This window comes from Prochlorococcus sp. G4PB16 (genome assembly GCF_059772465.1).
On sequence record NZ_CM186289.1, the window covers coordinates 1,718,319 to 1,743,627 of the forward strand.

Here is a 25,309-nt window from a genome sequence, read left to right on the forward strand (position 1 = left end):
AAGTTTCAAATTAGTTATATAACTAGTTTAAATTATGGAATATTTAGGAATAATTGAAGAAGCCCTTTTTTGATTTCCAAGTAAAAAACAGATGCAATTCGACATTTGCTCGGGTCTGCTCTTTTAAAACGCCAAATGGAATTGTAAATACTCCTAGATTTATGCCAGTCGGGACTTTAGGAACTGTCAAAGGAGTTACATCTAAGCAGCTTAATAAAACAGGAGCAGAAATGATTCTTGCGAATACTTTTCATCTTCATCTGCAACCTGGAGAAAAGATTGTTCAAGATGCAGGGGGACTACATAAATTTATGAATTGGAATAAGCCAATACTTACTGATTCAGGAGGTTTTCAAGTATTTAGTTTGGCGAAGTTAAATAAAATTGATGAAGAAGGAGTTTCGTTTCAAAGTCCAAGAGATGGTAAACATATTTTCTTAACACCTGAGAAAGCTATTGAAATTCAAATGGCTTTAGGTTCAGATATCGCAATGGCTTTTGATCAATGCCCCCCTTACCCAGCTAGTGAATCAGAGGTTGAACAGGCTTGTCAAAGAACTCATCATTGGTTAGAGAGATGTCTTAATGCTCACAACAAAGCTGATCAAGCAATGTTTGGAATAGTTCAAGGGGGCTGTTTTACACATTTGAGGGAATTGAGCGCAAAAATTGTCTCAGGATACGATTTGCCTGGTATTGCCATTGGAGGTGTAAGTGTCGGTGAACCAATACATCAAGTGCATAAAATAGTCCGAGAAACCTGTCCACTTTTACCTCAAGATCGGCCTAGATACTTAATGGGAATTGGAACTTTGAGAGAAATGGCAATAGCAGTCGCAAATGGAGTAGATCTGTTTGATTGTGTAATCCCTACGCGCTTGGGAAGACATGGGAGTGCATTGGTTAATGGTGAGACATGGAATTTAAGGAATTCGCGTTTTAAAGAGGATTACAGTCCATTGGATTCATCTTGTACTTGTGAGGCTTGTACTGGTGGATACACAAGGGCATATATTCATCATTTAATTCGCAACAAAGAATTACTTGGTCTTACACTTCTGAGTCTGCATAATCTCACGCATTTGATCCGTTTTACAGGCGCTATGAGGCAAGCAATTGTTGAAGGTTGTTTTTCAGAGGATTTCGCTCCGTGGCAGAGTGACTCTAAAGCGCGTCATACGTGGTAGCGTGCGTGCTTAATACGTCCATTATTTCTTAGGGATGGCACTGATTAATCTCGACTTACTTGCTGAACTTCCGGTTGCTTACCAGGCTTTTGCACCAACAGTGGATGTACTTCCACTTATACCTCTTTTCTTCTTTCTGCTTGTTTTTGTTTGGCAAGCGGCAGTTGGCTTTCGTTAGAAGGGAGTTTTTCTTCTAGATTTTTAAAAAATTAAGTAATCGATTAAAGGTTCTTAACAAAATAAAATTTTTGCTCGAAGTAAAACATCGGGCAAAAATTTTTGCCTTTTGCGATCTAATAGGCTTTTTTAAATTCCTTTGCTTAGCAAAATATCTTCACTTGGCATTGATACTGCCTTTTCAATTAAATCAGCAAGATGAAGAGCTCTAGATGCTTGAAGCCCTCCAACAGCTGGTTTCTCCTTGCCTCTAACGCATTGCAGGAAATGCTCCAGTTCTGCATACAACGGTTCGATTGAGGTTGTACTAACTTCTTCAATAAAACCATCATTTCTATAAAGTAATTCTCCATGATCTGCTGAATACCATTCATGTGCTTTTCTATGAATATGAATATTGTGATTAAGGAAATCTGTTTCTATTAGACTTTGCTTACAATGAGCGCTCAAGTTTCTGATTTTTTTGTGACTCATTTTGCTTGCAGTAAGACTTGCAACCACCCCGTTTTGAAATCCTAGTGTCGCGTTAACGTAATCCATAGGTCCATCACCACTGCATCCTCCAACCGCAGCAAGCCTTATAACTTTTGAATTTGCAAGTTCAATAACTAAATCAATATCGTGAATCATTAAGTCCAATACAACTGAAACATCATTAGCTCTCTCGGGATGAGGACTATGTCGTCTGGCTTCAAGAACTACAACTTCTTCATTAGCAACTACTTTAATTAACTCTCTGAAAGCCGGATTAAATCTTTCTATATGGCCAACTTGTAATAATTTTTTCGCATTGTTTGAAGCATTAATCAACGATGAGGCTTCTTCTTTGTTTGCTGCTATGGGTTTTTCAATTAACACATGTTTTCCTGAATTTAGACATTCGAGACCTACTTCTTGGTGAAACAATGTAGGAACAGCTATGCATACAGCTTCTACTTGATGTAATAAATCCTTGTAATTTTTATACCAATTACAATTAAATTGTTCCATCGCTAATTTCCCTCGCTCTTCGTCTAAATCTGCAACTCCAACCAGTTCAGCATCTTTGAGAAGACTTAGCACTCTCGCATGGTGCCACCCCATATTCCCAATTCCAATAACTCCAACTTTTACAGGAATAATATTTTCGTTGATCTTGGCAATTGTTTTCATGTTAATTTTTTTATTAACTAATAGTCATTTTTATAAATTATTTAGGAAGAGTTATTTTTACTTGATTTATTCTTGGACCTTTCATTGAGATGATTTCAAATACTATTTCATTATGAATCAACGTTTCTCCTGAGTCTGGGATTTCTTGGAGTTTTTCTAAAACAAATCCAGCGAGAGTGTAGTGATCATCAGCCTCTGGTAATTCTAGTTTAAGTTCTCTATTTAGTTCTATTACTTCTATGTCCCCAGAAGTAAGCCATATTTTTCTTAAGTCATCAATAGGTCTTAGCTCAGATTCTTTACTATCAAATTGAATCTCATCTCCAACAATTTCGCCGGTTAAGTCTGCTGATGTTATTAACCCTTCAGTTCCTCCATATTCATCAACAACCAAAAGTAGTGGGTTCCCATTCTTTATAAGGGGTAATAATTCGGCCAAAGTAGAAGTTTCTAAAACACGAACAACTGGCTCTATATATGGCTCTAAAGATGTTTGGGATTGCATTTTCCCTTTGGCTATTGGATCAGCAAGTTGCCTTAAATCCAAAACTCCAAGAACATTATCAAGTGAATCATCAATTACTAAGTATCTTGCATGACGCGTTTTGTGAACTTCTTCCATCATTTGAGTAAAGGAAACCTCTCTTGGAAGAGTAACCATCCCTGATCGTGGAACCATTACTTCTCTGACTTGTGTATCTCGTAGAGCAAAAACACCCTCAAGTATGTTTCTTTCGTCAGGTTTTAATCCTGTGACTCCTCCAGTTTCAATTAATTTTTCTAATTCTCCTGCGGAGAATGCGGCTGTAGTGAGACTTTCTGATTGAGTATTGAGTCCAAATAATCTTAGAATTAATAAAGCAAGTCTCTCTAGTAAAGATAGAAATGGTGACATCCATTTTATTGCTGCTTCAATTAATGGGGATAATTTAAGAGCAGAAGTCTCTGGCTGATTAAGAACAAGCGCTTTTGGAAGAAGACCAGATATCAGAGTTGCTAAAAGTACAACGGCAATAAAAAGTCCTAGATCTAAAAAATAATTAATTGAAGCATTACTTCCCCACCATTTACTTGCGAGATTTTTGCAGATCCATCCAATTGAAACTAATGAAATAGTTATTCCTAACTCTGCTATTAAAAGAGTTCTTCTTAGCCTTTTTTGCAAACGAATTATGGAACTGGAACCAGGAAGTCCATCTTCTACAAGTCTTTGAACTTTAGTTGAACGAAGTCGTAAAATAGCAAACTGACCTGCATTGAAAAATGCTGGTATTACAAGCAATATAAAAAGAAGTAATAAACTCATTAATAATTTTTATATGGGGGTGGCGAGGATCGAACTCGCCTAAGGCGAATTATGAGTTCGCTGCATTCACCAGATTGCTACACCCCCAAAAAAGCTGAACTAAAACTTTTTTTTGATAATAGTTAATTAGTTTGCCTAAAGTAAATATATATCTAATCCCATCAAGATGTTTAATAATTAAACTTGCATATAAAGATATGAACCCATTGAATCCTTCATTAGATGGAATGAAAGAAAATCTTTTAACATTATTAGCTCAAAAAGCTTATAGGTATGGAGATTTTTCTTTGGCTTCCGGAAAAAAAAGTTCTCATTATGTAAATTGCAAGCCAGTGTCTCTTTCAGGTACGGGTCTCTTGTCAATAAGCTCACTATTCCTTAAACAAATACATGAAGGTGATAGTGGAGTGGCTGGCTTGACTTTGGGTGCTGACCCTCTTGTTAGTGGAGTTGTAATCTTGGCAGCTCAATCAGATATTGACTTAAGCGGTTTAATAGTAAGGAAAGAAGCAAAAGGTCATGGAACTGGGGCATGGTTAGAAGGGCCTTTGCCTCCAAAGGGTTCAGTTATTACTGTCTTGGAGGATGTTGTGACTACTGGTGGCTCTTCTTTAAAAGCTGTTGAACAACTTAGAAATCAAGGGTATTTAGTTAACCAAGTACTAGCAATAGTTGACAGAGAAGAAGGAGGTAAAGACGCCATGTCTAAAGCTGATTTAGATTTAAATAGTCTTTTCTTTTTACAAGAGATTGTTGAAAGAGCTAAAAGCTTGTAATGAAAGAAACTAAATCATTGATTTGGGATGAAACATTTCCTTCATTACTTCTAAAAGGGGAAGGTGCTGCTGCTTTTTTGCATGGTCAGACAACCGCTGATGTTTTTGCTAACAAAAAACTAGACCGAATATTCATGAGTTGTTGGCTATCAACTAAAGGATCTTTAAAAGCTGTGTTGGAAATTAGACTTTCAGATGATATGGCTGAAATAGTTGTTATCAGTGGTGAAATTAATTCTATAAGAGATGGATTTGAATCAGTGATATTTCCAGCAGATAAAGTTAAGTTAGAAGTTATAGATCCCATCAGAAGAAGACAAGAAATAAATTATAATATTTCATGGAAGCAATCAAATTTTATTTGGATTGATAATAATGATTTGAGTCTAGAAGAAATTTCTAACACTACAAAAGCTACTGAAGAAGAATTAGAAAATTGGAAAATAAGACAAGGTATACCTAGCTTTGATAGAGAGATAAATGGAGAAACAAATCCTTATGAATTAGGATTAGCAGATACTATAAATCTTGATAAAGGCTGTTATCTAGGTCAAGAGGCAATGGCTAGGTTGTTTAGGTCTAAATCTCTAAAATGTCAACTTCATTATTGGGAAGCTAATGGAGAACCTAATGAGTTTGATATTGGTAAAAAGTTTTTTAGCACTAATCAAGAAGAAGGATTAAGAAAAAATGTAGGAGTTATTACTTCTTCAATTAGGGTTAATGATAATTTTTTTAATGGACTGGCATTAATCAAGAAAAATTTTCTTGATCAGGATTTTTGTTTTACTGAAAATGGTGACTCGATAACTATAAAAAAAACAATCTCTTTTACCAATCCTTTTTAATCTATTTCGATATTCTCACTCGTGATATATTAACCACTTCGCAATCATTAGGGTGGCCAAGCAATCATCACGATTATATTCAAAAATTGAATTTAAATTTCTAGAATACATTTTATTGATTTTACGTGATTTTTTCCATTGTCTCCACCATAAAAGAGCTCTAGCTCCATCTACATTTGTTTGTTTCCACTCAAATCCAATCCATTCTGCGATTGATTTAAGGCCATAATTTCTTACTGGAAGGCACCAGTATTCTCTAATTAATAAATGTATATCAATAAATCTTTGTTTTAATACTTCAATTTCATGAGGTTTGGCTCCTTGACGTAATCCCAGTTTTAGCAAAGATATTGGTTCAGTTTCACCGTAATGGATAATTGGATAGTCTTTATTAAGACTTAATTTTTTATTTATTCTTTTCCAGAGAAAACTTTCATTGCTTTTTTCAAGATTAAGTAATGGTGAATATTTTGTTTTTTCTAAACTTATTTCATTTTTAATATTTTTTGGTAACCGAATAAATCCATGTAAAAAGTCATGTTTAATATCTGGGTCAGATTCAATATCATATATATATAAACCTTTTGCTTCCTTTAAATTATTTAGTGTTATTTCTGCCTTTAATTTGATTGCCTTTTTTGTTAACTGTGATTGCGATTGTAAGATGATTTGTTTGGAAATTTTACCATGTTGTGTGCCAAATCTTTCAAGCTTATCCTTTAATTTATAATGCTCAATCTTTGCTAAATCCTCTATATTATTAATTCCAATTTTGTTTAATAAAAGTTCTCTTTTTGCTCCAATCCCGCTAACTTCACTTAGACTTCTTTCTTTGATAGATATAGAATCACAATCTTTTCTCCATGCACATATTGTGCATTTTTTCCTATTAGAAGTTATTGGTGGAGGAGTTTTTGATTCAATATCCTTTTCTAGATTTAATAATGAATCTATCAATTCTTTTTTCATATTTTCATTTAACCTTATCTTTTCGACTTTTGTAATTTCATTTTCTTCGTGTAATATCAAACCTTTTTCGACTTGACAATTCTGTAAATTACCTAATAACAAACCTTTCATTGCAAGTATTAATCTATGCTCTCTTGTGATTTTTTTACCTTGCCTCGCTAAAATAGGTTGGTAAGAAAAATGACCCCAAATACTTTCTCCTGATGTCTTCTTTAGGATAGGTAAATTTCCTTTGATAATTCTATTTTTAATAAGAGGATATTTAAGTCTGACCCCATATACGATGTTTTTTCCCTCTTCACAAGCTTGAATTCCTATCCCATAATTTTTTTGTGAGAGATTATGAAAGCAGTCGATTTGATGATTTAATTGAAGAGTGCTATGCGCCGTCCACAACTTTTTTTGTTTATCACCATAAATTTCTAGCCACGCTTTTCTTCTGCATCGAATCCAACTCCTGAAAAGGTGATCATTAATTGGTTTGGATTTATTACATTTCATACTTAGAGATTAATCTGAATTTCTTTAAGAACAAAGTTTCGCCTACATAAAGATGAAAAAGAAAAAGTTGAATCTCACTAAGGAGAACATTTCTTTCGGAACAGATGGATGGAGAGGGATATTAGGCGTTGATTTCACTTTGGAAAGATTACTTAAAGTTGCAGCAGCAGCAGCTCAAGAGCTTGCTTACGTGAAAGATAAAAAAAATAATAAAATAATCATTGGTTATGACCGTCGTTTCCTCGCAGAGGAGATGGCTGAGGCGGTTGCATCTGCAGTTAGAGGAGCAGATTTAGTACCTTTGTTGGCTTCTTCCTCGCTGCCAACTCCCTCTTGTAGCTGGGGGGTAATTGAAGAAAATGCTCTTGGTGCATTAGTGATTACAGCAAGTCATAACCCATGCGAATGGTTGGGTTTGAAAATAAAAGGTCCTTTTGGAGGCTCAGTCGATAGCTCTTTCACGCATTCCGTTCAAAAAAGATTAGATGCTGGAGGGATATCAATTCCAATCGAAGACATAACCGAGAGAGTTGATTTTCGAAAACAACATCTTTTGGGGATTAGTAAGAAATTTGACATGCCTTTCATATCTAATGGCTTGAAAAAATTAGGTTTGAAAATATTTGTTGATCCAATGCATGGATCTGCTGCGGGCTGCATGTCTGAATTATTTGGCTCTGATGGTGATGAGCTCATTTATGAATTAAGAACTAAAAGAGATCCTTTTTTTGGCGGTAATCCTCCAGAACCTATGAAAGGTTACCTATCCCAATTAATAGAAGAAGTTAAGGATTCGTTTAAAGAAGGTAAGTTGTCCATGGGCATAGTTTTTGATGGAGATGGAGATCGAATTGCAGCAATAGATGAAAAAGGTAGATTTTGCAATACACAGCTGTTAATGCCTGTTCTGATAGATCATCTTGCAAGAGTCAAAAACATGGCAGGTTGTGTTGTTAAAACGGTAAGCGGTTCGGACTTGATGCGGTTGGTTGCAGAGGACTTAGGGAGAGAAGTCCTTGAGAAGCCTGTTGGGTTTAAATATATTGCTGAAGAAATGCTTTCAAGAGAAGTTCTCGTTGGAGGAGAGGAGTCGGGGGGGGTTGGATTTGGACATCATTTGCCAGAACGTGATGCTTTGTTTACAGCTTTGCTTTTGATCGAGTCAATAGTTGCTGATAGTAAATGTTTAGGTGAGAAAATAGATTCTCTTCATGCTCGTTTTGGCAAGAGTCATTTTGAACGTATTGATTTAACTCTCAAAGATATAGAAATGAGAAGGAACTTGGAAAAATTTTTGAAACAGAAGACTCCATCTTCTATAGGTCAAAAATCAGTTTTAGAGGTTATTTCAACTGATGGAATAAAACTTGTACTTGATAAAAGTCATTGGCTTATGTTCCGTTTCTCTGGAACAGAGCCTCTTTTAAGAATTTATTGTGAAGCTCCATCAAGTTCAGAAGTTACTTCAACTTTGTATTATGCAAAGCAACTTATAGATAATAGTTTTGGATAATATTCCTCTAATAATTGCTAGTAGCAATCAAGGTAAAATCAGAGAATTTAAAAAACTTTTGGACGATTTTCCATTTGATTTGTTGACTCAACCTGTTGGACTTGAGATTGAAGAAACAGGCGATACATTTATGGAAAATGCAAGGATGAAGGCCATTGCTGTTAGTAAAGAAACGGGGAAGCTATCGCTGGCTGACGACTCTGGATTAAGTGTTGAGGCTCTTGGAGGAGCTCCAGGTATTTATTCTTCTAGGTATGCAAGTTCAGACAAGGAAAGAATTCAAAAACTATTAGCTGAGTTAAAACCTTTTTCAAATAGAAAAGCTAAATTTGAATGTGCATTATGTATTGCCAGTGGAGAAAAAGTGTTGATAGAAGTTTCAGGATTTTGTGAAGGTCTGATAACTTTTTCTCCTAAAGGGGAAAATGGGTTTGGTTATGATCCGATTTTTCAAGTTTCTGGATTAGGTGAGACTTTTGCGGAAATGGATTACGAAAAAAAGAGGCAAATTGGTCACAGGGGGAATGCATTCAAATTTCTCAGGCCAGAATTGAAAAAGCTATTTGCTTAAAAAAAGTATTTATTTTCTTAGTAAACTTTTAGTTTTCTAGCCAGCTACCGTGTAATCCGTGGGGGATTGAAATAGGAACCTCAAGAATAGCTTTTTCAGTTAGATCTTTAGAATCAAGGATTATTAAATCAGTCCCCAATCTAATACTATTCCAAACCAATACGACAACCCATCCATTGTCTTCTTCAGATTTTGATTCTTGGGAAGGAATAAATATAGGCTCACTTACAAAACCTCTTGGAGCGGCACTCCAACTTATTTCTTCCTCTTTTAAGGAATCGAATTTTTTAATAGCCTGTAGTGGTCCATTCCCTTCCTTCTTTTCAGCGGTTGCCATCCAACTGAACCGGGACTTTAGTCCTTCAAAATGGGGGTTAACCATTGCAAATTCACAACATTGTTTACTCAATGTGGAACAGTTAAATGTGTTTTTATTGGGATTTATTTCACATCTTTTTAAAATTCCTTCTGGTAAAAGATCAAAGTCAATTTTTCTAAAATTATCATCTGGTCCAATACTAGGAAAATCATCATAAAAAATACTTTCAACATTTATTTTTTCATTTTCTTCCCAAGCATTGAGATGATGAAAAACAAACCCCTTAGGAGCATTCACAGTTTTTGGGGGGGCTCCTGCAAATTTGCCGCAATCTCTTGGAATCAATAAAAATTTTGGATTCCCATCAGGTTTTGATGTCAAACATTGTGCCGCTCCCTTTTGTCCTAGAAGGAATGGGAGAGGATTGAAACTTATAGCATTTTGGAGAAATATTGCCCAGTTTGGGGTTATGGCAAAATCATGCAAAAAAGCAAAACCATTAAAAGAATCTTTCCTATCGCTTAAAAGAGAACCAGCTTTATCGCCTTCGTTTGAGAATTCCATCAATCTTATTGTGCTTTTAGGACCTGTATTGACTCCAAAGGTCACTATTCTCTCTTTTTTGTGATGACCAGGGTCAAATCTAGGATGGGCACTAAACGCTTCACCTTTCTTTAAAACTCCATTTAAATCAGAGATACCGTTCGTTTCCAGCGTGATGGGATTTAGTGAATATGGGCTAGATGCTTCCCATAAGGCAAGGAGATCATTCCCAAGTTTTATTACGTGGGTATTGGCTATATTTTTTAACCTAATGTCAAAGGCATTAGCTAATAAACCACCTTCTTTCTGAGTACCAAAAACTCCTCTATAAAGAAATTTCTGGGATTTTTCCTCTTCCTTCCATTCTTTTGTTCGAACAAAACGATTTGTGAGTTTTATTGTTCCATTTTCAAAGTTGAAGGCTGCTATCATTCCATCTCCATCAAATGGATGATGGACCCATCTCCCACCTCTCTCTAGTCGACCTGGCCCGTTTCTATAGAAAGTTCCTGAAATTTGCTTTGGGATTGATCCTTTTATAAGTTTCAATTCAGCGTTATTTAGTTCTTTCTCAACATTGCAATATGCACTTGACCAATCCTCTTGGGAGAAGATCGCTTGATTTTGAGATGAGTCTTTTTTTAAATAGCTAACTGCCACTACTTACATAAGATTGGGATTTGATTTTGGCTAAAAGTTAGAACTTTTGCGAGCTTATTAGAAAACCTGTGGATTCAACCAGTTTCATTTCAACTACCAGCTTGTTCAAGAACTCCTTTGCTGCTGGGTATTTGACCTGATCTTCTAGGATCAATTTCAGTAGCAATCCTTAAGGCTCTTGCAAAAGATTTAAAAGATGCCTCAATTATATGGTGTGTGTTTGTTCCTGCTAGTTGCCTTATGTGGAGGGTTAAACCACTATTACTTGACACAGCAGCAAAAAATTCTTTAACCAGCTCTGTATCATAGGTTCCTACTTTTTGAGAAGGAATATCTAAATCGAAACTTAAATGTGGTCGACCTGAGCAATCGACCACTACTTGAATAAGAGCTTCATCAAGAGGAGCAAGGAAATGACCAAAACGATTAATGCCAGATCGATCTCCAAGTGCCTTTGATAAGGCTTGTCCTATTGCGATTCCAATATCTTCATTAGTGTGATGATCGTCTACATGAGTATCTCCATTTGCGCTTACTTTTATATCGAATAATCCATGGCTAGATAATTGTTGGATCATATGGTCTAGAAAACCAATACCAGTACTTACATCGCACTTTCCAGACCCATCAATATCTATTTTGACAAAAACGTCCGTTTCCTTCGTTACTCTGCTGATTTCTCCTGATCTTGTTCTGTTCATATCTATTTGTTAATTAAACTGAAATGAAATCACATTCCGTTTATGCAATACCCAGCATCAACATAAACAGTTTGACCTGATATACCACTTGAAAGATCGCTAAGCAAGAAAGCAGCTGTGTTTCCTACTTCGATTTGGGTCACGGTTCTTCTAAGAGGAGCTTTTTCTTCTACATTATGAATCATGTCTAAAATCCCTCCTATAGCAGAACTTGCAAGAGTTCTTATTGGTCCAGCGCTAATTGCATTAACTCGAACCTGATTTTCAGGACCAAGCTCCTCTGAAAGATATCTAACTGAAGCCTCTAAAGCTGCTTTCGCGACACCCATTACGTTGTAATTAGGAATTGCTCTTTCTGCTCCTAAGTACGTCAAAGTAACTACTCCCGCTCCTTTACTGAAAAGAGGTTTTGCGTATTTACACAATGGAGCAAGAGAATATGCGCTTATTTCTAGAGCTCTAGAGAATCCCTCTGGAGAAGTCGCACTATAATTGCCAACTAATTCTTCTTTTCCTGCAAAGGCTAAACAGTGAACTAATCCATCAATCTGTCCCCAATTATTCTTAATTGCTTCAAAAACTTCTTCAATTTGAGAAGAATTTTGAACATTAAGTGGTAGGAATAAGCTTGGATTCAAAGGGGAAGTAAGTTCTTTTACCTTTGCTTCAAATCTACCCTTTTCATCGGGCAAGTATGTAATTCCTAATTCAGCTCCTGCCGCTTTTAACTGTTGTGCAATGCCCCAGGCAATTGATCTGTTGTTTGCTATTCCTGTTACAAGGATTTTTTTGCCACTAAGATCGAGAAGCATCTTATGCACTCATTTGGTTAATATTGCTAATTGTCCCTTATTTAGGGCTAAGACTCATAATTAAATGAAAATATACTTAAAAGTTCTGTAATCCATTAACCACCAAAAGTATAAGAATCATGGTTCGAACAGCCTCAACAATGCTTCCATTAGGAACTCAATTACCTGATTTTGAGTTAGATGTGGTTTCAGGCGTTAATCTTGCTCCGGATGATTCCTTAAAAGGCCTTAGTCACATTAGAAGTTTTGATTTAATAAAAAGACCACTGTTTTTGATGGTTATATGCGCTCATTGTCCATTTGTTAAACACGTAGAAAGTGGAATTACAAATTTGTTCCATTCTTTTGGTGATGAGGTTCAATTTTTGGCTATTTCTAGTAACAGCGTGATCACCCATCCGGAAGACGCGCCAGAATTATTAGCTTTTCAAGCTAATAAACTGGGATGGAAGTTTCCATATTTATTTGATTCTGATCAAAAATTAGCAAAAGCCCTTAAAGCCGCATGTACCCCAGATTTTTATATTTTTTGGCCTTCTCCAGATGGAGAATTAAAATTGAAATATCGGGGACAAATGGACGGAAGTCGTCCTGGTAATGAAATACCTGTTTCTGGTGATGATATTCGTTTAGCACTCAGATCATTATTAAAGGGAGAAGATATTTCAGCGAATCAAAAACCTTCTATTGGTTGCAACATTAAATGGCATCCTGGTATGGAGCCTGAGTGGTTTGGATAAATTAATGAATGTCTTTTTAATTACCATCTCGGCAACTTAATTTAAATATTTATGCAGATACCTCCCTTTAGCCTTGAATCTCAAATTTCTGAAATTGGAGAAGAGATTGAAGAAGTTTTAATCAAAGTTTTTAGAAGCGGGAAATACATTGGAGGTGAGGAAGTAACTTCTTTTGAAAAAGCTTTTGCCTTAACTATCAAAACTTCTCACTCGGTTAGTTGTAATAGTGGAACAGATGCATTAATTCTTGCTTTAAGATCGCTAAATATTGGTCAAGGTGATGAGGTAATCACCTCATCATTTAGTTTTTTTGCTACTGCAGAAGCAATAACCAGTGTAGGTGCTAGGCCGGTTTTTGTAGATATTGATCCTGAAAATTATCTTATGGATCTGGGTTTAATAGAAAAAGCAATATCTCCAAGAACAAAAGCTATTTTGCCTGTGCATTTGTTTGGACATCCAATGGATATGGATAAAATAATGGCGATTGCTGGGTCAAATAATCTAAAGGTGGTAGAAGATTGTGCTCAAGCTGCTGGCGCGCATTGGCGAGGTAAACCCGTAGGAAGTTATGGGGATGTAGGTTGTTTTAGTTTTTTCCCTACTAAAAACTTAGGAGCAGCCGGAGATGGAGGAGCTATAACTACGAATGATTTTGATCTGGCAAAAAAAATTAGGGAATTAGCTATTCATGGGAGTCCCAAGAGATATTTTCATACAAATATTGGATATAATAGTAGGCTTGATTCATTACAAGCTGCAATCTTAAATGTTAAATTAAATCGATTAAATAAATGGATAGAGCAAAGAAAAGCAATAGCAACTCATTATATAAGTAAGTTGTCAAATATAGAATCAATGGAATTACCATCTAATACCTTGATCAATAATTCAGGCCATTCATGGAATCAGTTTGTAATAAGAATACTGGACAATTCTTTTGTGAAAAATATAAAATCCACTTCAGGTAATGTTTTTGATAATCCAAATAGAGATCTATTTAAAACTGAACTTTATAGGCTTGGAGTAAATACAATAATTTATTATCCAATACCTATACATCTTCAACCTGCATATAAAGACTTAGGGTATAAAGAAGGATCTCTTCCTGTTACTGAAAAGATATGTAATCAAGTGATTAGTTTGCCTATTTTCCCTGAGTTGAAATCTATTCAGCAATCATATGTTATTGATAAAATTAAGGAAATTTTTAAAAAATAAGCTATTTAAGATTCGAATACAATTCTTTGAAGATTGATGTTTGACTTTTGTGGTTTATTATAGGTTTTGGATAGCCATTTCGCTCAGCCAAACTTATTTCACCTGAAAGTAAATTAGGCGTTAAGATATGTGATAACTCAGGAATCCATTTTCGGATATAATTACCATTTTCATCGAATTTAGAGGCTTGTCTAAAAGGATTAAATATTCTCATAGGTTTCGGATCCATGCCACTGCTAGCACTCCATTGCCAACCTCCATTGTTTGATGCCAAGTCACCATCAACTAGACTCTTCATGAAGAAAAGTTCTCCCCATCTCCAATCAATCAAAAGATCTTTTACTAGAAAAGAGGCAACAATCATTCTGCATCGATTATGCATCCATCCGGAATGCTTAAGTTGTCTCATCGCAGCATCAATTATAGGGATCCCAGTTAATCCATTCCCCCAAGCTTCAAACCATTCAGATTTATTTTGCCATGGAAAATTTAACCATTTTTCCCTATATGGACCTTTCTCGAGCTCTGGAAAATTAAATAGAGCATTTTGGTAAAACTCTCTCCAAGCAAGTTCCTTTATCCATGTATCTATAGAATTGATTTGATATTCGTTAGTCGCCATATTTTTTGATATTTGAGCTCCATTCCATACTGCCCTGCAACTTATTGTCCCTAAACTTAAAGCAGCACTTAGACTAGAAGTTGATTCTAAAGATGGAATATCTCTTGCTTGATTGTATGAATTTATCACTCCTGAATTTATGAAAAAGTTTAATTTCTTTTTTGCCTCAGACTCTCCTGGTTTACAAGGACAAAGATTAGTATCCTTAAATCTATTTGAAGAAAGTAAATCATAAATAGATTTACTTTCTTTGGTAATAGAATAATTTAAATCTGAGTTTTTAATTGCTGATAACTCTCTCTCGTTAAAACCTCTAATCTTTTCAGGTGTTATTGAGATTCTTATGAAATAATTATTTGATATGTTGCTCTTATTGATTTTATTAATCCATTTACGATAAAAAGGTCCATATACTTTGTAAGGTTCATCATTATTTGTTTTGATGTCACTTGGATTGACAATTAATTGATCTAAAAATGTATGTACTTTCTTTTTTTCTTTTTTCAGGTGTTCTGTAATTAGTCTGTCTCTATTGATTTCATAAGGCTCAATATTTTCATTCCAGTAAATATATTCGGCTTTAATTAAATCCGCTAATTTAGAAATTAATTTGATAGGATCTCCATTTAATATTAATAAATGGCTTCCTCTTCTTTCCCAATTCTTTTTTAGTTCTAAAAGACTTTTAGCTAAAAACCAATTTTTCGCCTCAGAAGTAGTTCTATTGAGATCTAAAAGTTTGGGATCTAAAATATATGCTCCAATGAGGCTTGTTGAATTTTTAGAAGCCTCAAACAAACCTATATTATCTTCAATTCTTAAATCTCTTCTATGCCAAAATATTGTGCGAAACTTTTTCATTTTTAATTTAAGATTTGGCATGCTCTGAACCATGCGGTAATAGTTTTCCCATCAAGTGATTCTTCTCCACTTGCAATAATTTCATTTAACCTTTCGGGGGGGATTTTTAATACTTCAATATCTTCATCTTCATCGCCCTCAGGCTTTTGCTCAAGTTTAGTTAAATCTCTTGCAAGGAAAAGATGGATTGTTTCGTCTGAATATCCGGGGCAAGGAAGCATTTCTCCAAGATTGTCCCATGTTCTTGCAGAGTAACCACTTTCCTCTTGAACTTCTCTTTTAATAGATTCAAGTGGGCTTTCACCTTTTTCTAATGTTCCAGCTGGAAACTCTAGAATTCTTCTCGAGCAAGCAAATCTGTATTGACGAAGAATCACGACTTCTCCAGAATCTGTTATTGGTACTGCCAATGCAGCGCCTGGATGACGAATGATTCCAAATTCACCTTCCATCGAATTAGGTAAAAGAAATTTATTAATTTCAAAACGAATTTTTTTTGCATCAAGAGAAGCTTTTGTCTCAATAATTTCAGAGGGTTCAGGTCCTGGAATAGACATACATTTTTTTTCTACTCATATAGGATGACTGATTGTTTTAGAAAAGGTTGGTGATTTTTGTTACGAGTTTTATTCAGGCCAAATGTTTTGAGAAGTTATTCGTTTAGTTGTTCCTTGAACTTTTGATAAAATTTCTGATAGTGGAATTAAAACAAAGTTCCTTTGAATTGATCTTGGATGAGGCAAAATAAGGGTGTCTGTATTTATCTGCAGTTCTCCCCAAGAAATGATGTCAATATCTAAAGATCTTGGCCCCCACAAAATGTCTGTATTTTCTCTTTCTCTACCTGCGATTTTTTCTAATTCTAAAAATTTTTTCATTAAAGAGATAGCTGCTTTTTCATTTGGGGTCACTGCGGAAAAATCCTCTCCCTCTACAACAAGTACGGTATTAATAAATTTAGGTTGATCAATTGGACCTCCAATAGGATCGGTCTCAAATAATGGAGCCCATTGAAAAGATAAAGACTTATCAATATTTTGATCTTCGTTTTTTGGACAATTTAAAGCAACATTCCACTCAATAATGTTTTTTTCTATTTGCGGCCTCATGGCAGCAATTGTTCTTATGGGATCTCCAAAATTGCCAGGGATATTTGCGCCTATTGAGATGACGAGTTTCAATTCTGGTTTTTGTTTTGCATAAGTCATGCGAATATTAAAAGACTTTAAAAAATTTGCCTGATTTATCCAACTCTATGGTTTCCAGTGGATTAAATAACAACAATATGTTTTCGTCTTCAAAAGACACTGCTGTGATTGATAGAGCTAATCGCTCTTTCCCTTTGGCTGCAATTACAGGCCATGGAACTTTAAAGCTTGCTTTAATGCTTGCCGCAGTTGATCCAGGTTTGGGAGGAGTAATAATTGCTGGTGGTCGTGGTACTGGTAAATCTGTTTTGGCTAGAGGTTTACATGCTCTTCTCCCTCCGATTGAAATAATTGATTTAGAAAAATTAGCTAACCATGACGGTGATGAAGATTCATTGATTTATCCATCAGGTAGAAATTTAGATCCTTCTTTTTCAGGAGAGTGGGATGATTTGACTAAAAAGCTATTTACTAAAAACATAGGCAGTCTGGAGAATTTGAATGACTTAGAAAATATCCCTAAGAAAGTTGTTTCCGCTCCTTTTATTCAGGTCCCCCTAGGAGTAACAGAGGATAGGCTTGTTGGAGCTGTTGATGTTGCTGCTTCATTATCAAGTGGTTCGCCAGTATTTCAGCCAGGTTTACTAGCCGAAGCTCATAGAGGAGTTTTGTACATAGACGAATTGAATTTATTGGATGATGGCATTGTTAATCTTCTTTTGGCTTCAGTAGGCGCAGGTGAAAATAGAGTCGAACGAGAAGGCTTGAGCCTCAGTCATCCGTGTCGTCCTTTATTGATTGCTACTTATAACCCTGAAGAGGGGGCATTGAGGGACCACCTTTTGGACAGATTCGCAATTGTGTTGTCTGCTGATCAATTAATTACAAATGAACAAAGAGTTGAAATAACTCAGGCTGCCATTTCTCATGGTCAATCTAGTGAGGCTTTTTCCAAGAAATGGTCAGAAGAAACAGAATCACTTTCAACGCAATTACTTTTAGCAAGACAATGGCTTCCAGATGTTCAAATTAGTGAGGATCAAATTGAATACTTAGTTTTAGAAGCTATTCGAGGAGGCGTAGAAGGACATAGATCAGAGTTGTATGCAGTAAGAGTTGCAAAGGCTCATGCTGCTTTATGTGGTAGAGATTCAGTGGACGCTGAAGATTTAAAGGCTGCAGTAAGACTTGTAATTGCTCCCAGGGCTATGCAAATGCCTTCAGAAGAGGAGATGGAGCCCCCGGCGCCAGAAGATCAGCAGCCTCCCCCCCCACCTCCTGAAGACTCTGATGACAATAATGATCAAGAAGAAGATCAAGAGGAAGATCAGGAAGAGGATCAAGATCAAGAGTCATCACCTCCAATCCCTGAGGAATTTATGCTTGATCCAGAAGCATGTGCTGTTGATCCTGATTTGTTACTATTTTCATCTACTAAATCAAAAAGTGGAAATAGCGGAAGCAGGTCAGCTGTTTTAAGTGATAACCGAGGAAGATATGTAAAACCAATTCTTCCAAGAGGTCCTGTTAGAAGAATTGCCGTTGATGCAACTTTAAGAGCTGCAGCGCCTTATCAGAAAGCCAGAAGGGAAAGAGAACCTAATAGAAAAGTTATTGTTGAGGAAGGGGACTTGCGCGCAAAATTACTTCAGCGTAAAGCAGGCGCACTAGTGATTTTCTTGGTTGATGCAAGTGGTTCAATGGCTCTCAATAGAATGCAAAGTGCAAAGGGAGCTGTAATTCGTTTGCTGACTGAAGCTTATGAAAACAGAGATGAAGTTTCACTAATACCTTTCAGAGGAGATCAAGCAGAAGTCCTTCTTCCGCCAACCAGATCAATCACTGCTGCAAAAAGGCGACTTGAGGCAATGCCATGTGGTGGTGGGTCTCCACTCGCTCATGGATTAACTCAAGCCGCAAGAGTAGGAGCAAATGCTTTAGCAACTGGAGATCTCGGTCAGGTGGTCGTAGTGGCAATTACAGATGGTAGAGGTAATGTTCCATTAAGTACTTCATTAGGTCAACCAGTCCTTGAGGGAGAAACACCTCCTGACTTGAAGCAAGAAGTTCTTGATGTCGCCTCGCGTTATCGAGCTCTTGGTATCAAATTGCTTGTGATTGATACAGAAAGAAAGTTTATTGCTAGTGGCATGGGTAAAGACTTGGCTGAAGCGTCAGGAGGTAAATATGTTCAGTTACCTAAGGCCAGTGATCAAGCTATTGCTTCAATTGCAATGGATGCAATTAATAGTGTGACCTGAACCTTTTTCTTTTAAGGATATATATCGTCAAATAATTTACTCAGGCCTATAGTCACCCTTTTTAGAGCGTCTAAAAGTTCTTTGTCTTCCATAATATTTCCCATGTCTGAGCTCATTTGGTCGATTTTCTTTGTCAGTGAGCTTGATGTTGAAGCAAGTTCTTGGATATCTTTTAGAGTTTTAGGATTATCGAGACTTTCAAGAATATTATTTAAATGAAAAGAAGCTTTTGTTAGTTCAGAAATTATAGGCTTTGCTCTAATTAGTTCTGATTTAGATAACAAGACAAGTTCATCAAGATTGGCTTGAGTTCTATCAAATTGTTGAATAGATTCTGATATTTTATTTACTATTGCTTGTCTATCTGCTTCATCGATAATTCCATTAATGCCCTCTGTTAAGCTAGATATACCAATCATTTCTGTTCCTTTAATTTTATCTCCACTACATAAAATTCTTTTATTAGGACAATCTTTTTTGACTGTAATTAGCTCATTTTTATTTAATGATTTACCTATTGAGACTAAAGATAATTGAGCATCTCCTCCAAGCATAGAGCTTGTAACTATTTTAGCAATTACTGGTTTTGGTAAAATTAAATTATCGTTATTTAATTTGATTTTAGTTTCAACAGTGTTTGGGGTAAAATTTATCTTTTGAACAGAGCCAACAATAATTCCCCGATAAGTAACTGGAGACATCTTTGCAAGACCACTTGCATCTTTGAAGCTTGCAGATATCTCCCAGGTTTTAGAACCTAAACGAAAATCTCTTAACCAAAGCATTGCTCCTGAAAAGATAACTAATCCACCTAATAGTGAAAAACCAACAAACGCATCTCGTAAACTTCTACGCATCAATTTATAAGTCCTTAGGTTGCATTGGTCCTTGAAGATTACCTGTGCGAAATTGTTTCACATAGGAATTTTGACTTTGTTTAAATTGATCTATGGATCCATCCCATTTAAACTTTCCATCGTAAAGCAAAATAACTCTATTAGCTGTTCTTTCAATTGTACTTGAAACGTGACTTACTACGATTGAACTGCCTTCCGCAACATCAGTTGTTTTAATAATTAGATCTTCAATTCGAGTGCAAGCTATTGGATCTAAACCAGCAGTTGGCTCGTCATATAGAAGAAGAGGAATAGAGTCTTTCCCCTTCTTGGAATTACTAATTAATGCACGAGCAAAACTTACTCTTTTTTGCATTCCACCACTAAGTTGATTTGGAAATTTTTCTGCCACATCATATAAGCCTACTTTCTGTAAACAATTTATAACTTTTTTATTGATGATATCTTCGGTAAAAACTTGCTGCTTTTTAAGTAAAAATCCTACATTTTCCCTAACTGTTAATGATGCTAATAATGCTGGGTTTTGAAAAACCAATCTCACATCGGGAGGGTTATTTTGATCAAGCCTTAAATAAGTTTGCTCAATACCTGATATTTGAAGATTTCCTTTTGAAGGTAATAGCAATCCAGCTATTAGTCGAAGTATGGTTGACTTGCCTGCGCCAGATGGACCAACAATTGCCAGTCTCTCTCCAGCACGCATGGCAAGATTGACTTTATTGAGAACTTTATTTGATCCCAGTTCAACACTGAGATCTTTCATCAACAGTATTTGAGTGTTTTTTGGCACACTCTCTCCTAAGGTCTGTTTACCTGCCTCATTTTGTATGAGATGTGTCAATTGGGAAGTTTAATTAGAGTTTATATGAATTAATTATTTTAGGACTCTTTGTTGAAATCTTCTCTAACTTGAATCCATTGAACAAAAGAAGGAAAAGAAAATTAAGAAGATCTACTTTGCGTAAAAGCATTTTCGCTAGTTTGTCTTTTCAGATTTACTCGCGCTTTAAAAGAGCTGTTAGATGGCTTTTGCCAGGGCTAGTAGTCAAAAGGTGGATGATGACATCAGGATTGGGTTTGTTAATTGCCTTGATTGGGGCTTCGATTTGGGCTGATCTACGTCCAATTTATTGGGTAGTCGAAGTACTTTTTTGGTTTTTAGGATTTATTACTACTTTCATACCTAGAAATATTTCTGGCCCAATAGTCTTTCTTATAGGGATATCTCTTTTGGTTTGGGGGCAAGGAAGAAGCTTTGAGTCCATTAGGCAGGCCTTGGGTTCCAAAAAAGACACCTTTTTAGTTGATGCATTAAGAGCTAAACAAAAATTAAATAAAGGTCCAAATATTGTTGCTATTGGAGGGGGAACAGGATTATCGTCATTATTAAAAGGTTTAAAAAGATATAGCAGCAGAATAACCGCAATAGTTACTGTTGCAGATGATGGAGGAAGTAGTGGAGTCCTTAGAAGAGAACTGGGAGTTCAGCCTCCAGGAGACATAAGAAATTGTTTGGCTGCTTTGGCAACGGAAGAGCCACTAATCAAAGGCCTTTTTCAGTATCGCTTCCCTTCAGGAAGTGGACTTGGGGGACATAGCTTTGGGAACCTTTTTCTGTCAGCTTTAACTGCAATAACTGGAAGCTTAGAGACAGCAATAACTGCATCAAGCAGGGTTCTAGCTGTTCAGGGTCAAGTTGTACCAGCAACTAATGCAGATGTTCAGTTATGGGCCGAACTTGAAAATGGCGATCGAATTGATGGAGAATCAGCTATTGGAAAAGCTCGCCTTCCAATAATCAGAATCGGTTGTTATCCATCTCGTCCTCCAGCTTTGCCAAGAGCACTTGAAGCGATCAGAAATGCTGAAATAATTTTGATAGGTCCAGGAAGCCTATATACTTCAATTCTTCCAAACCTACTTGTACCCGAAATAGTTGAAGCTATTGAGAGGAGCAAAGCTCCAAAGCTATACATATGTAACTTGATGACTCAACCAGGTGAAACTGATGGACTTGACGTTACTGGTCATGTGAGAGCTATCGAAGCGCAATTGGCGTCTAGAGGAATTAATAGGAAAATATTTAGTTCAATACTTGCTCAAGGTGAATTAGAACCCTCCCCCTTGGTTGATTATTACAAATCAAAAGGGGCTGAACCAGTAAAATGCAATAAGATTGATCTTCTTTCTAAAGGCTATAAGGTTTATTTGGCTTCTCTTCAAGGCTCAAAGGCTACTCCAACTTTGAGGCATGATCCTAGGAGTCTCGCTTTAGCAATAATGAGATTTTATAGAAGGAACAAAAAAGGTAAATAAATCAGTACGCATCTTGCATTTCATAAAAATCGGGCTGAACGTAGTCTTTTCTAAGAGGCCATCCTTTCCAATCTTCAGGCATTAAAAGTCTTTTAGGATGAGGGTGACCTGTGAATTTGATACCATACATATCGAATGTTTCTCTTTCTTGCCAATCTGCTCCTCTGAAAAGACTGTACAAACTGGGAACAGTTAAGTCTCCATCACGAGCCAGGAATACTTTTAATCTGACTTCTCGAGGAGAAATATATTTTTTAAATTCACTCATCTCTATTAAATTATAAAAACAAACAATATTTAAACCAGGACCTTCATCGTATCCACCTTGGCATTGAAGATAATTAAATCCATCATTTTTTAACGCTTCAACTATTGATAAAAGATTGATTGGCGCGATTTTTATTACTTCAACCCCTAAGTGGTCACTTTGGAGAGGAATGTTTTGAAATCCATTTGAAGAGAGCCAATCGCTTATTGGACCTGAGATTTTCTCTTCAACTAAAATTTCTGATTCATTTTTCATTTTTTTTATGAGGGATGCCTTAATTACTTGAAAGTTCTTCAGATATTTTCTGAACCTCTTTTAAAGATTGATCAAATTCTTCAGTTAGAGATGGATTTAATGCAATTAGTTGGGATTTTGCACTTAGATATTGTCCATTAACTTTTGCCTCAACTCTCTTCATTCTATGCGGGATAGTTAAATATCGATGAGTTTGAGTAATCTTTGATCTCTCAGATATTGATTCGTTGGCAACTTTTTTTCTTAATTTGATTACTGCATCAAATATTGCTTCTGGTCTTGGAGGGCATCCAGGAAGGTAAAGGTCAACTGGTATTAATTTGTCAACACCTCTAACTGCCGTGGTTGAATCGGCGCTGAACATGCCACCAGTGATAGTGCAAGCCCCCATGGCTATTACATATTTTGGATCTGGCATTTGTTCATAAAGCCTTACTAGAGCAGGTGCCATTTTCATGGTGACAGTACCTGCAACTATTAACAAATCTGCTTGCCTGGGAGAGCTTCGTGGTACTAATCCAAATCTGTCAAAATCAAATCGAGAACCAATTAGAGCTGCAAATTCAATAAAACAACAAGCAGTTCCATAAAGAAGAGGCCATAAACTGCTTAATCTTGCCCAATTGTGAAGATCTTCAAGACTAGTGAGGATTATATTTTCGCTTAAATCACTTGTTACTTTTGGTGTTCCGACAGGGCCACAGGAAGCTTCTCTAAGATTTCTGACCGCTTCAGAAGAAGGAGATTTATTCAAGGGGGTTAACTCCATTCAAGTGCACCTTTTCTCCATGCATATGCTAATGCCACAACCAATATTGTGATAAAAACAAGTGCTTCTATAAATGCTAATAACCCAAGTTTGTGAAATGCAACTGCCCATGGGTAAAGGAAAACAGTTTCAACGTCAAATATAACGAAAACAAGTGCAAACATGTAGTAACGAATATTAAATTGGATCCAAGCCCCTCCAATGGGCTCCATTCCAGATTCATATGTAAGCTGCCTTTCTCCGGCTTTGCTTTTAGGAGAAATTATCTTGTTTGTTGTGAGAGCAAGGATGGGAACTGCTCCAGAAATAAGAAGAAATCCTAAAAAATACTCATAACCCTGAAGGGAAAACATGAATTAATTACTGATTTCAATATCAGTCTGACAGTCATTTTCTAGATTAGTGCCATAGAGTTGTTATATGTGAATGTGAAAACTGTGAGTGAAGACTCCAAAACAAAATCAAATCCTTTTGAAAATTTGAATTCTGATGAAAAACAAAATCAGGTTATTTCATTTGGAGCAAAAAACTCAACCGAGGAATTTGATCCAAAAGGCAATCGCTTCGAATGTATTAGTTGCGGTTTTGTATATGATCCTGATGAAGGTATAAAAAAGCTAAATATTGAACCAGGAACGTCATTCTTAGATATAGATAGAGAGAAGTTTAGATGTCCAGTCTGTCGAGTAGGATTTGGTGGATATAAGGATATTGGACCTAAATCAAAGCCAAGTGGATTTGAAGAAAACCTTACTTATGGCTTTGGATTTAATAAACTTCCTTCAGGCCAGAAAAACGTACTTATTTTTGGAAGCCTGGCTTTAGCCGCTGCCTGTTTTCTATCTCTTTATTCCTTGAAATGAAACGCCTGTTTTCGAATGTCATTAATTTGACCCTTGTCTTGATAGTTGGACTAGCTCTTAGTGGTTGTACTGTTAGCAATGCTGCTTTGGGATCATCAAGTCCCTGGACACTAATTGATCTCGATACTGAGGCAAACCCATTGGACATTGACTTTGTAGATGACAAAAATGGGTTTTTAGTAGGGACAAATAGATTGATTCTGGAGACAAATGATGCGGGAATTACATGGAAGGAAAGAAATTTGGATATTCCAAGCGAAGGCAACTTTCGTTTGATAAGCGTTGACTTTAAAGGTCAAGAAGGTTGGATCGCAGGACAACCAGGATTGATTCTTCATACAACTGATGGAGGTAAAAACTGGACTCGTCTTGATTTGGGAAATAAGTTGCCAGGAGATCCATATTTGATAACAACAATTGATTTTGACTCTGCTGAATTGGCAACTACTGCTGGAGCGATTTATAAAACTACTGATGCAGGTAATAATTGGGAGGCATTAGTAGTTGATACTTCTGGCTCTGGTGGCGTAAGAGAATTAAGACGAACAAATGAAGGTGGATATGTAAGTGTTAGTAGCCTAGGAAACTTTTTCTCAGTACTTCGTCCAGGAGAGGAAGCTTGGAGCCCTCATCAAAGAGCAAGTAGTAAGAGAGTTCAAAGTGTTGGTGAACAGCCAAATGGAGATTTATGGATGCTTTCTAGAGGAGCTGAGATCAGGTTTAATGAAAATCCTGCTGATATCGACTCTTGGTCAAAGCCAATCATCCCGATAGTAAATGGATACAACTATCAAGATCTTGTTTGGGATCCTGCTAAGTCAATTTGGGCCGCTGGAGGAAATGGCACTTTATTGGTTAGTAATGATGATGGAAAAAGTTGGAAAAAAGATCCTGTTGGTGAGTCCGTTCCTACGAATTTCATAAGAATTTTATTTGTGGACGATTTAAATAGTGACAATCCTAAGGGATTTGTTTTTGGAGAAAGGGGCAATTTATTGCGTTGGAAGGGTTGAAATCATCAAAAATTCTATGATTTCCATGACTCTGTGTAACCACCTTGCAACAGAGGTCGTTTCTTTTGATTTCGCTTGAT

26 protein-coding genes and 1 tRNA gene are annotated in these 25,309 nt (G+C 36.2%); 12 read left to right on the forward strand and 15 right to left on the reverse strand.

Annotated features, from left to right (window positions below; genetic code table 11):
* The first annotated feature begins 53 nt into the window (after positions 1-53).
* Both tgt and AC6EIZ_RS09690 read left to right on the forward strand, forming a co-directional pair.
* Complete coding sequence (gene tgt, locus AC6EIZ_RS09685) at positions 54-1,187, forward strand: tRNA guanosine(34) transglycosylase Tgt (protein ID WP_498510828.1); 1,134 nt, start codon at positions 54-56, stop codon at positions 1,185-1,187.
* 34 nt (positions 1,188-1,221) lie between these two features.
* Positions 1,222-1,365: a photosystem II reaction center protein K gene (locus AC6EIZ_RS09690; RefSeq protein WP_269604438.1), complete on the forward strand. Its 144-nt coding sequence runs from the start codon at positions 1,222-1,224 to the stop codon at positions 1,363-1,365.
* Between the two features lie 128 nt (positions 1,366-1,493).
* Here AC6EIZ_RS09690 and AC6EIZ_RS09695 read toward each other — a convergent pair whose 3' ends face one another.
* The 3 genes from AC6EIZ_RS09695 to AC6EIZ_RS09705 all read right to left on the reverse strand — a co-directional run bounded on the left by AC6EIZ_RS09695 (position 1,494) and on the right by AC6EIZ_RS09705 (position 3,909).
* Positions 1,494-2,516, reverse strand: a complete 1,023-nt coding sequence (locus AC6EIZ_RS09695; protein WP_498510830.1) for a Gfo/Idh/MocA family oxidoreductase — start codon at positions 2,514-2,516, stop codon at positions 1,494-1,496.
* A gap of 37 nt (positions 2,517-2,553) precedes the next feature.
* Positions 2,554-3,822, reverse strand: coding sequence for a hemolysin family protein (locus AC6EIZ_RS09700; RefSeq protein WP_498510832.1), 1,269 nt, complete (start codon positions 3,820-3,822; stop codon positions 2,554-2,556).
* Positions 3,823-3,836: 14 nt separating this feature from the next.
* Positions 3,837-3,909: transfer RNA gene (locus tag AC6EIZ_RS09705), tRNA-Ile, on the reverse strand.
* Between the two features lie 110 nt (positions 3,910-4,019).
* Here AC6EIZ_RS09705 and pyrE point away from each other — a divergent pair.
* Both pyrE and ygfZ read left to right on the forward strand, forming a co-directional pair.
* Entirely contained in the window at positions 4,020-4,598 is a 579-nt protein-coding gene (gene pyrE / locus AC6EIZ_RS09710) for an orotate phosphoribosyltransferase (RefSeq protein WP_498510833.1), read from the forward strand.
* Positions 4,598-5,446 (forward strand): CAF17-like 4Fe-4S cluster assembly/insertion protein YgfZ, encoded by an 849-nt coding sequence (ygfZ, locus tag AC6EIZ_RS09715; RefSeq protein WP_498510836.1) that lies wholly within the window; start codon positions 4,598-4,600, stop codon positions 5,444-5,446. The genes pyrE and ygfZ overlap by 1 nt, the downstream gene beginning before the upstream one ends.
* A 15-nt stretch (positions 5,447-5,461) precedes the next feature.
* On the opposite strand, the gene AC6EIZ_RS09720 is transcribed toward ygfZ, so the two are convergent.
* Positions 5,462-6,916, reverse strand: a complete 1,455-nt coding sequence (locus AC6EIZ_RS09720) for a TM0106 family RecB-like putative nuclease (RefSeq protein WP_498510838.1) — start codon at positions 6,914-6,916, stop codon at positions 5,462-5,464.
* A 52-nt stretch (positions 6,917-6,968) separates the two neighbouring features.
* On the opposite strand from AC6EIZ_RS09720, the gene AC6EIZ_RS09725 reads away from it, so the two are divergent.
* Both AC6EIZ_RS09725 and rdgB read left to right on the forward strand, forming a co-directional pair.
* Positions 6,969-8,429 (forward strand): phosphohexomutase domain-containing protein, encoded by a 1,461-nt coding sequence (locus tag AC6EIZ_RS09725; protein WP_498510840.1) that lies wholly within the window; start codon positions 6,969-6,971, stop codon positions 8,427-8,429.
* Positions 8,422-9,000, forward strand: a complete 579-nt coding sequence (gene rdgB, locus AC6EIZ_RS09730; RefSeq protein WP_498510842.1) for an RdgB/HAM1 family non-canonical purine NTP pyrophosphatase — start codon at positions 8,422-8,424, stop codon at positions 8,998-9,000. The genes AC6EIZ_RS09725 and rdgB overlap by 8 nt, the downstream gene beginning before the upstream one ends.
* Before the next feature lie 28 nt (positions 9,001-9,028).
* Here the strand turns inward: rdgB and AC6EIZ_RS09735 are convergent, their stop codons facing one another.
* From AC6EIZ_RS09735 to fabI, 3 genes are all read right to left on the reverse strand, one after another.
* On the reverse strand, positions 9,029-10,522 hold the full coding sequence (locus tag AC6EIZ_RS09735) for a carotenoid oxygenase family protein (RefSeq protein ID WP_498510843.1): 1,494 nt from the start codon (positions 10,520-10,522) through the stop codon (positions 9,029-9,031).
* 89 nt (positions 10,523-10,611) lie between these two features.
* A complete protein-coding gene (gene hisB / locus AC6EIZ_RS09740; protein WP_498510844.1) occupies positions 10,612-11,223 on the reverse strand; it encodes an imidazoleglycerol-phosphate dehydratase HisB in 612 nt (203 codons plus the stop codon).
* A gap of 29 nt (positions 11,224-11,252) precedes the next feature.
* Positions 11,253-12,035 (reverse strand): enoyl-ACP reductase FabI, encoded by a 783-nt coding sequence (gene fabI / locus AC6EIZ_RS09745; protein ID WP_498510845.1) that lies wholly within the window; start codon positions 12,033-12,035, stop codon positions 11,253-11,255.
* Between the two features lie 119 nt (positions 12,036-12,154).
* Between fabI and AC6EIZ_RS09750 the strand changes: the two genes are divergently transcribed.
* Both AC6EIZ_RS09750 and AC6EIZ_RS09755 read left to right on the forward strand, forming a co-directional pair.
* On the forward strand, positions 12,155-12,775 hold the full coding sequence (locus AC6EIZ_RS09750) for a thioredoxin family protein (RefSeq protein ID WP_498510847.1): 621 nt from the start codon (positions 12,155-12,157) through the stop codon (positions 12,773-12,775).
* A 51-nt stretch (positions 12,776-12,826) separates the two neighbouring features.
* Entirely contained in the window at positions 12,827-13,996 is a 1,170-nt protein-coding gene (locus AC6EIZ_RS09755) for a DegT/DnrJ/EryC1/StrS family aminotransferase (RefSeq protein WP_498510849.1), read from the forward strand.
* A gap of 1 nt (position 13,997) precedes the next feature.
* Here AC6EIZ_RS09755 and AC6EIZ_RS09760 read toward each other — a convergent pair whose 3' ends face one another.
* From AC6EIZ_RS09760 to folK, 3 genes are all read right to left on the reverse strand, one after another.
* On the reverse strand, positions 13,998-15,479 hold the full coding sequence (locus AC6EIZ_RS09760) for a cryptochrome/photolyase family protein (protein WP_498510851.1): 1,482 nt from the start codon (positions 15,477-15,479) through the stop codon (positions 13,998-14,000).
* Between the two features lie 2 nt (positions 15,480-15,481).
* Positions 15,482-16,036 (reverse strand): NUDIX hydrolase, encoded by a 555-nt coding sequence (locus AC6EIZ_RS09765; RefSeq protein ID WP_498510853.1) that lies wholly within the window; start codon positions 16,034-16,036, stop codon positions 15,482-15,484.
* Between the two features lie 69 nt (positions 16,037-16,105).
* A complete protein-coding gene (gene folK / locus AC6EIZ_RS09770; protein WP_498510855.1) occupies positions 16,106-16,687 on the reverse strand; it encodes a 2-amino-4-hydroxy-6-hydroxymethyldihydropteridine diphosphokinase in 582 nt (193 codons plus the stop codon).
* Positions 16,688-16,734: 47 nt separating this feature from the next.
* On the opposite strand from folK, the gene bchD reads away from it, so the two are divergent.
* Positions 16,735-18,888 carry a magnesium chelatase ATPase subunit D gene (gene bchD / locus AC6EIZ_RS09775; RefSeq protein WP_498510858.1) on the forward strand — a complete coding sequence of 718 codons (2,154 nt, stop codon included), beginning with the start codon at positions 16,735-16,737 and terminating at the stop codon, positions 18,886-18,888.
* A gap of 11 nt (positions 18,889-18,899) precedes the next feature.
* Here bchD and AC6EIZ_RS09780 read toward each other — a convergent pair whose 3' ends face one another.
* On the reverse strand, positions 18,900-19,745 hold the full coding sequence (locus AC6EIZ_RS09780) for an MlaD family protein (protein WP_498510860.1): 846 nt from the start codon (positions 19,743-19,745) through the stop codon (positions 18,900-18,902).
* A gap of 4 nt (positions 19,746-19,749) precedes the next feature.
* Complete coding sequence (locus AC6EIZ_RS09785; RefSeq protein ID WP_498510862.1) at positions 19,750-20,508, reverse strand: ABC transporter ATP-binding protein; 759 nt, start codon at positions 20,506-20,508, stop codon at positions 19,750-19,752.
* Between the two features lie 155 nt (positions 20,509-20,663).
* Between AC6EIZ_RS09785 and AC6EIZ_RS09790 the strand changes: the two genes are divergently transcribed.
* Positions 20,664-22,061 (forward strand): gluconeogenesis factor YvcK family protein, encoded by a 1,398-nt coding sequence (locus AC6EIZ_RS09790; RefSeq protein ID WP_498513261.1) that lies wholly within the window; start codon positions 20,664-20,666, stop codon positions 22,059-22,061.
* 1 nt (position 22,062) lies between these two features.
* Here the strand turns inward: AC6EIZ_RS09790 and AC6EIZ_RS09795 are convergent, their stop codons facing one another.
* Genes AC6EIZ_RS09795 through AC6EIZ_RS09805 form a run of 3 tightly spaced genes read right to left on the reverse strand, consistent with a single transcriptional unit; the run spans position 22,063 to position 23,706 of the window.
* Entirely contained in the window at positions 22,063-22,584 is a 522-nt protein-coding gene (locus AC6EIZ_RS09795; RefSeq protein WP_498510864.1) for an NAD(P)H-quinone oxidoreductase subunit J, read from the reverse strand.
* Positions 22,585-22,603: 19 nt separating this feature from the next.
* A complete protein-coding gene (gene nuoB / locus AC6EIZ_RS09800; protein WP_498510866.1) occupies positions 22,604-23,353 on the reverse strand; it encodes an NADH-quinone oxidoreductase subunit NuoB in 750 nt (249 codons plus the stop codon).
* On the reverse strand, positions 23,344-23,706 hold the full coding sequence (locus AC6EIZ_RS09805) for an NAD(P)H-quinone oxidoreductase subunit 3 (RefSeq protein WP_498510868.1): 363 nt from the start codon (positions 23,704-23,706) through the stop codon (positions 23,344-23,346). Before AC6EIZ_RS09805 ends, nuoB begins: the two co-directional genes overlap by 10 nt.
* A gap of 156 nt (positions 23,707-23,862) precedes the next feature.
* Between AC6EIZ_RS09805 and AC6EIZ_RS09810 the strand changes: the two genes are divergently transcribed.
* Both AC6EIZ_RS09810 and AC6EIZ_RS09815 read left to right on the forward strand, forming a co-directional pair.
* Entirely contained in the window at positions 23,863-24,216 is a 354-nt protein-coding gene (locus AC6EIZ_RS09810; protein ID WP_498513262.1) for a rubredoxin, read from the forward strand.
* Entirely contained in the window at positions 24,213-25,229 is a 1,017-nt protein-coding gene (locus tag AC6EIZ_RS09815; RefSeq protein ID WP_498510870.1) for a photosynthesis system II assembly factor Ycf48, read from the forward strand. Before AC6EIZ_RS09810 ends, AC6EIZ_RS09815 begins: the two co-directional genes overlap by 4 nt.
* Positions 25,230-25,309 lie beyond the last annotated feature (80 nt).

What these genes read in the sequence shown, in the direction of transcription:
- fabI (WP_498510845.1), bottom strand. Translation starts at nt 12,035, where the DNA reads ATGCTTCTCGATCTTAGTGGCAAAAAAATCCTTGTAACAGGAATAGCA.
- AC6EIZ_RS09755 (WP_498510849.1), top strand. Translation starts at nt 12,827, where the DNA reads ATGCAGATACCTCCCTTTAGCCTTGAATCTCAAATTTCTGAAATTGGA.
- AC6EIZ_RS09695 (WP_498510830.1), bottom strand. Translation starts at nt 2,516, where the DNA reads ATGAAAACAATTGCCAAGATCAACGAAAATATTATTCCTGTAAAAGTT.
- AC6EIZ_RS09700 (WP_498510832.1), bottom strand. Translation starts at nt 3,822, where the DNA reads ATGAGTTTATTACTTCTTTTTATATTGCTTGTAATACCAGCATTTTTC.
- AC6EIZ_RS09750 (WP_498510847.1), top strand. Translation starts at nt 12,155, where the DNA reads ATGGTTCGAACAGCCTCAACAATGCTTCCATTAGGAACTCAATTACCT.
- AC6EIZ_RS09765 (WP_498510853.1), bottom strand. Translation starts at nt 16,036, where the DNA reads ATGTCTATTCCAGGACCTGAACCCTCTGAAATTATTGAGACAAAAGCT.
- nuoB (WP_498510866.1), bottom strand. Translation starts at nt 23,353, where the DNA reads ATGGAGTTAACCCCCTTGAATAAATCTCCTTCTTCTGAAGCGGTCAGA.
- pyrE (WP_498510833.1), top strand. Translation starts at nt 4,020, where the DNA reads ATGAACCCATTGAATCCTTCATTAGATGGAATGAAAGAAAATCTTTTA.
- AC6EIZ_RS09760 (WP_498510851.1), bottom strand. Translation starts at nt 15,479, where the DNA reads ATGAAAAAGTTTCGCACAATATTTTGGCATAGAAGAGATTTAAGAATT.
- hisB (WP_498510844.1), bottom strand. Translation starts at nt 11,223, where the DNA reads ATGAACAGAACAAGATCAGGAGAAATCAGCAGAGTAACGAAGGAAACG.
- folK (WP_498510855.1), bottom strand. Translation starts at nt 16,687, where the DNA reads ATGACTTATGCAAAACAAAAACCAGAATTGAAACTCGTCATCTCAATA.
- AC6EIZ_RS09690 (WP_269604438.1), top strand. Translation starts at nt 1,222, where the DNA reads ATGGCACTGATTAATCTCGACTTACTTGCTGAACTTCCGGTTGCTTAC.
- AC6EIZ_RS09720 (WP_498510838.1), bottom strand. Translation starts at nt 6,916, where the DNA reads ATGAAATGTAATAAATCCAAACCAATTAATGATCACCTTTTCAGGAGT.
- AC6EIZ_RS09805 (WP_498510868.1), bottom strand. Translation starts at nt 23,706, where the DNA reads ATGTTTTCCCTTCAGGGTTATGAGTATTTTTTAGGATTTCTTCTTATT.
- AC6EIZ_RS09725 (WP_498510840.1), top strand. Translation starts at nt 6,969, where the DNA reads ATGAAAAAGAAAAAGTTGAATCTCACTAAGGAGAACATTTCTTTCGGA.
- AC6EIZ_RS09795 (WP_498510864.1), bottom strand. Translation starts at nt 22,584, where the DNA reads ATGAAAAATGAATCAGAAATTTTAGTTGAAGAGAAAATCTCAGGTCCA.
- ygfZ (WP_498510836.1), top strand. Translation starts at nt 4,598, where the DNA reads ATGAAAGAAACTAAATCATTGATTTGGGATGAAACATTTCCTTCATTA.
- AC6EIZ_RS09780 (WP_498510860.1), bottom strand. Translation starts at nt 19,745, where the DNA reads ATGCGTAGAAGTTTACGAGATGCGTTTGTTGGTTTTTCACTATTAGGT.
- AC6EIZ_RS09785 (WP_498510862.1), bottom strand. Translation starts at nt 20,508, where the DNA reads ATGAAAGATCTCAGTGTTGAACTGGGATCAAATAAAGTTCTCAATAAA.
- AC6EIZ_RS09815 (WP_498510870.1), top strand. Translation starts at nt 24,213, where the DNA reads ATGAAACGCCTGTTTTCGAATGTCATTAATTTGACCCTTGTCTTGATA.
- bchD (WP_498510858.1), top strand. Translation starts at nt 16,735, where the DNA reads ATGGTTTCCAGTGGATTAAATAACAACAATATGTTTTCGTCTTCAAAA.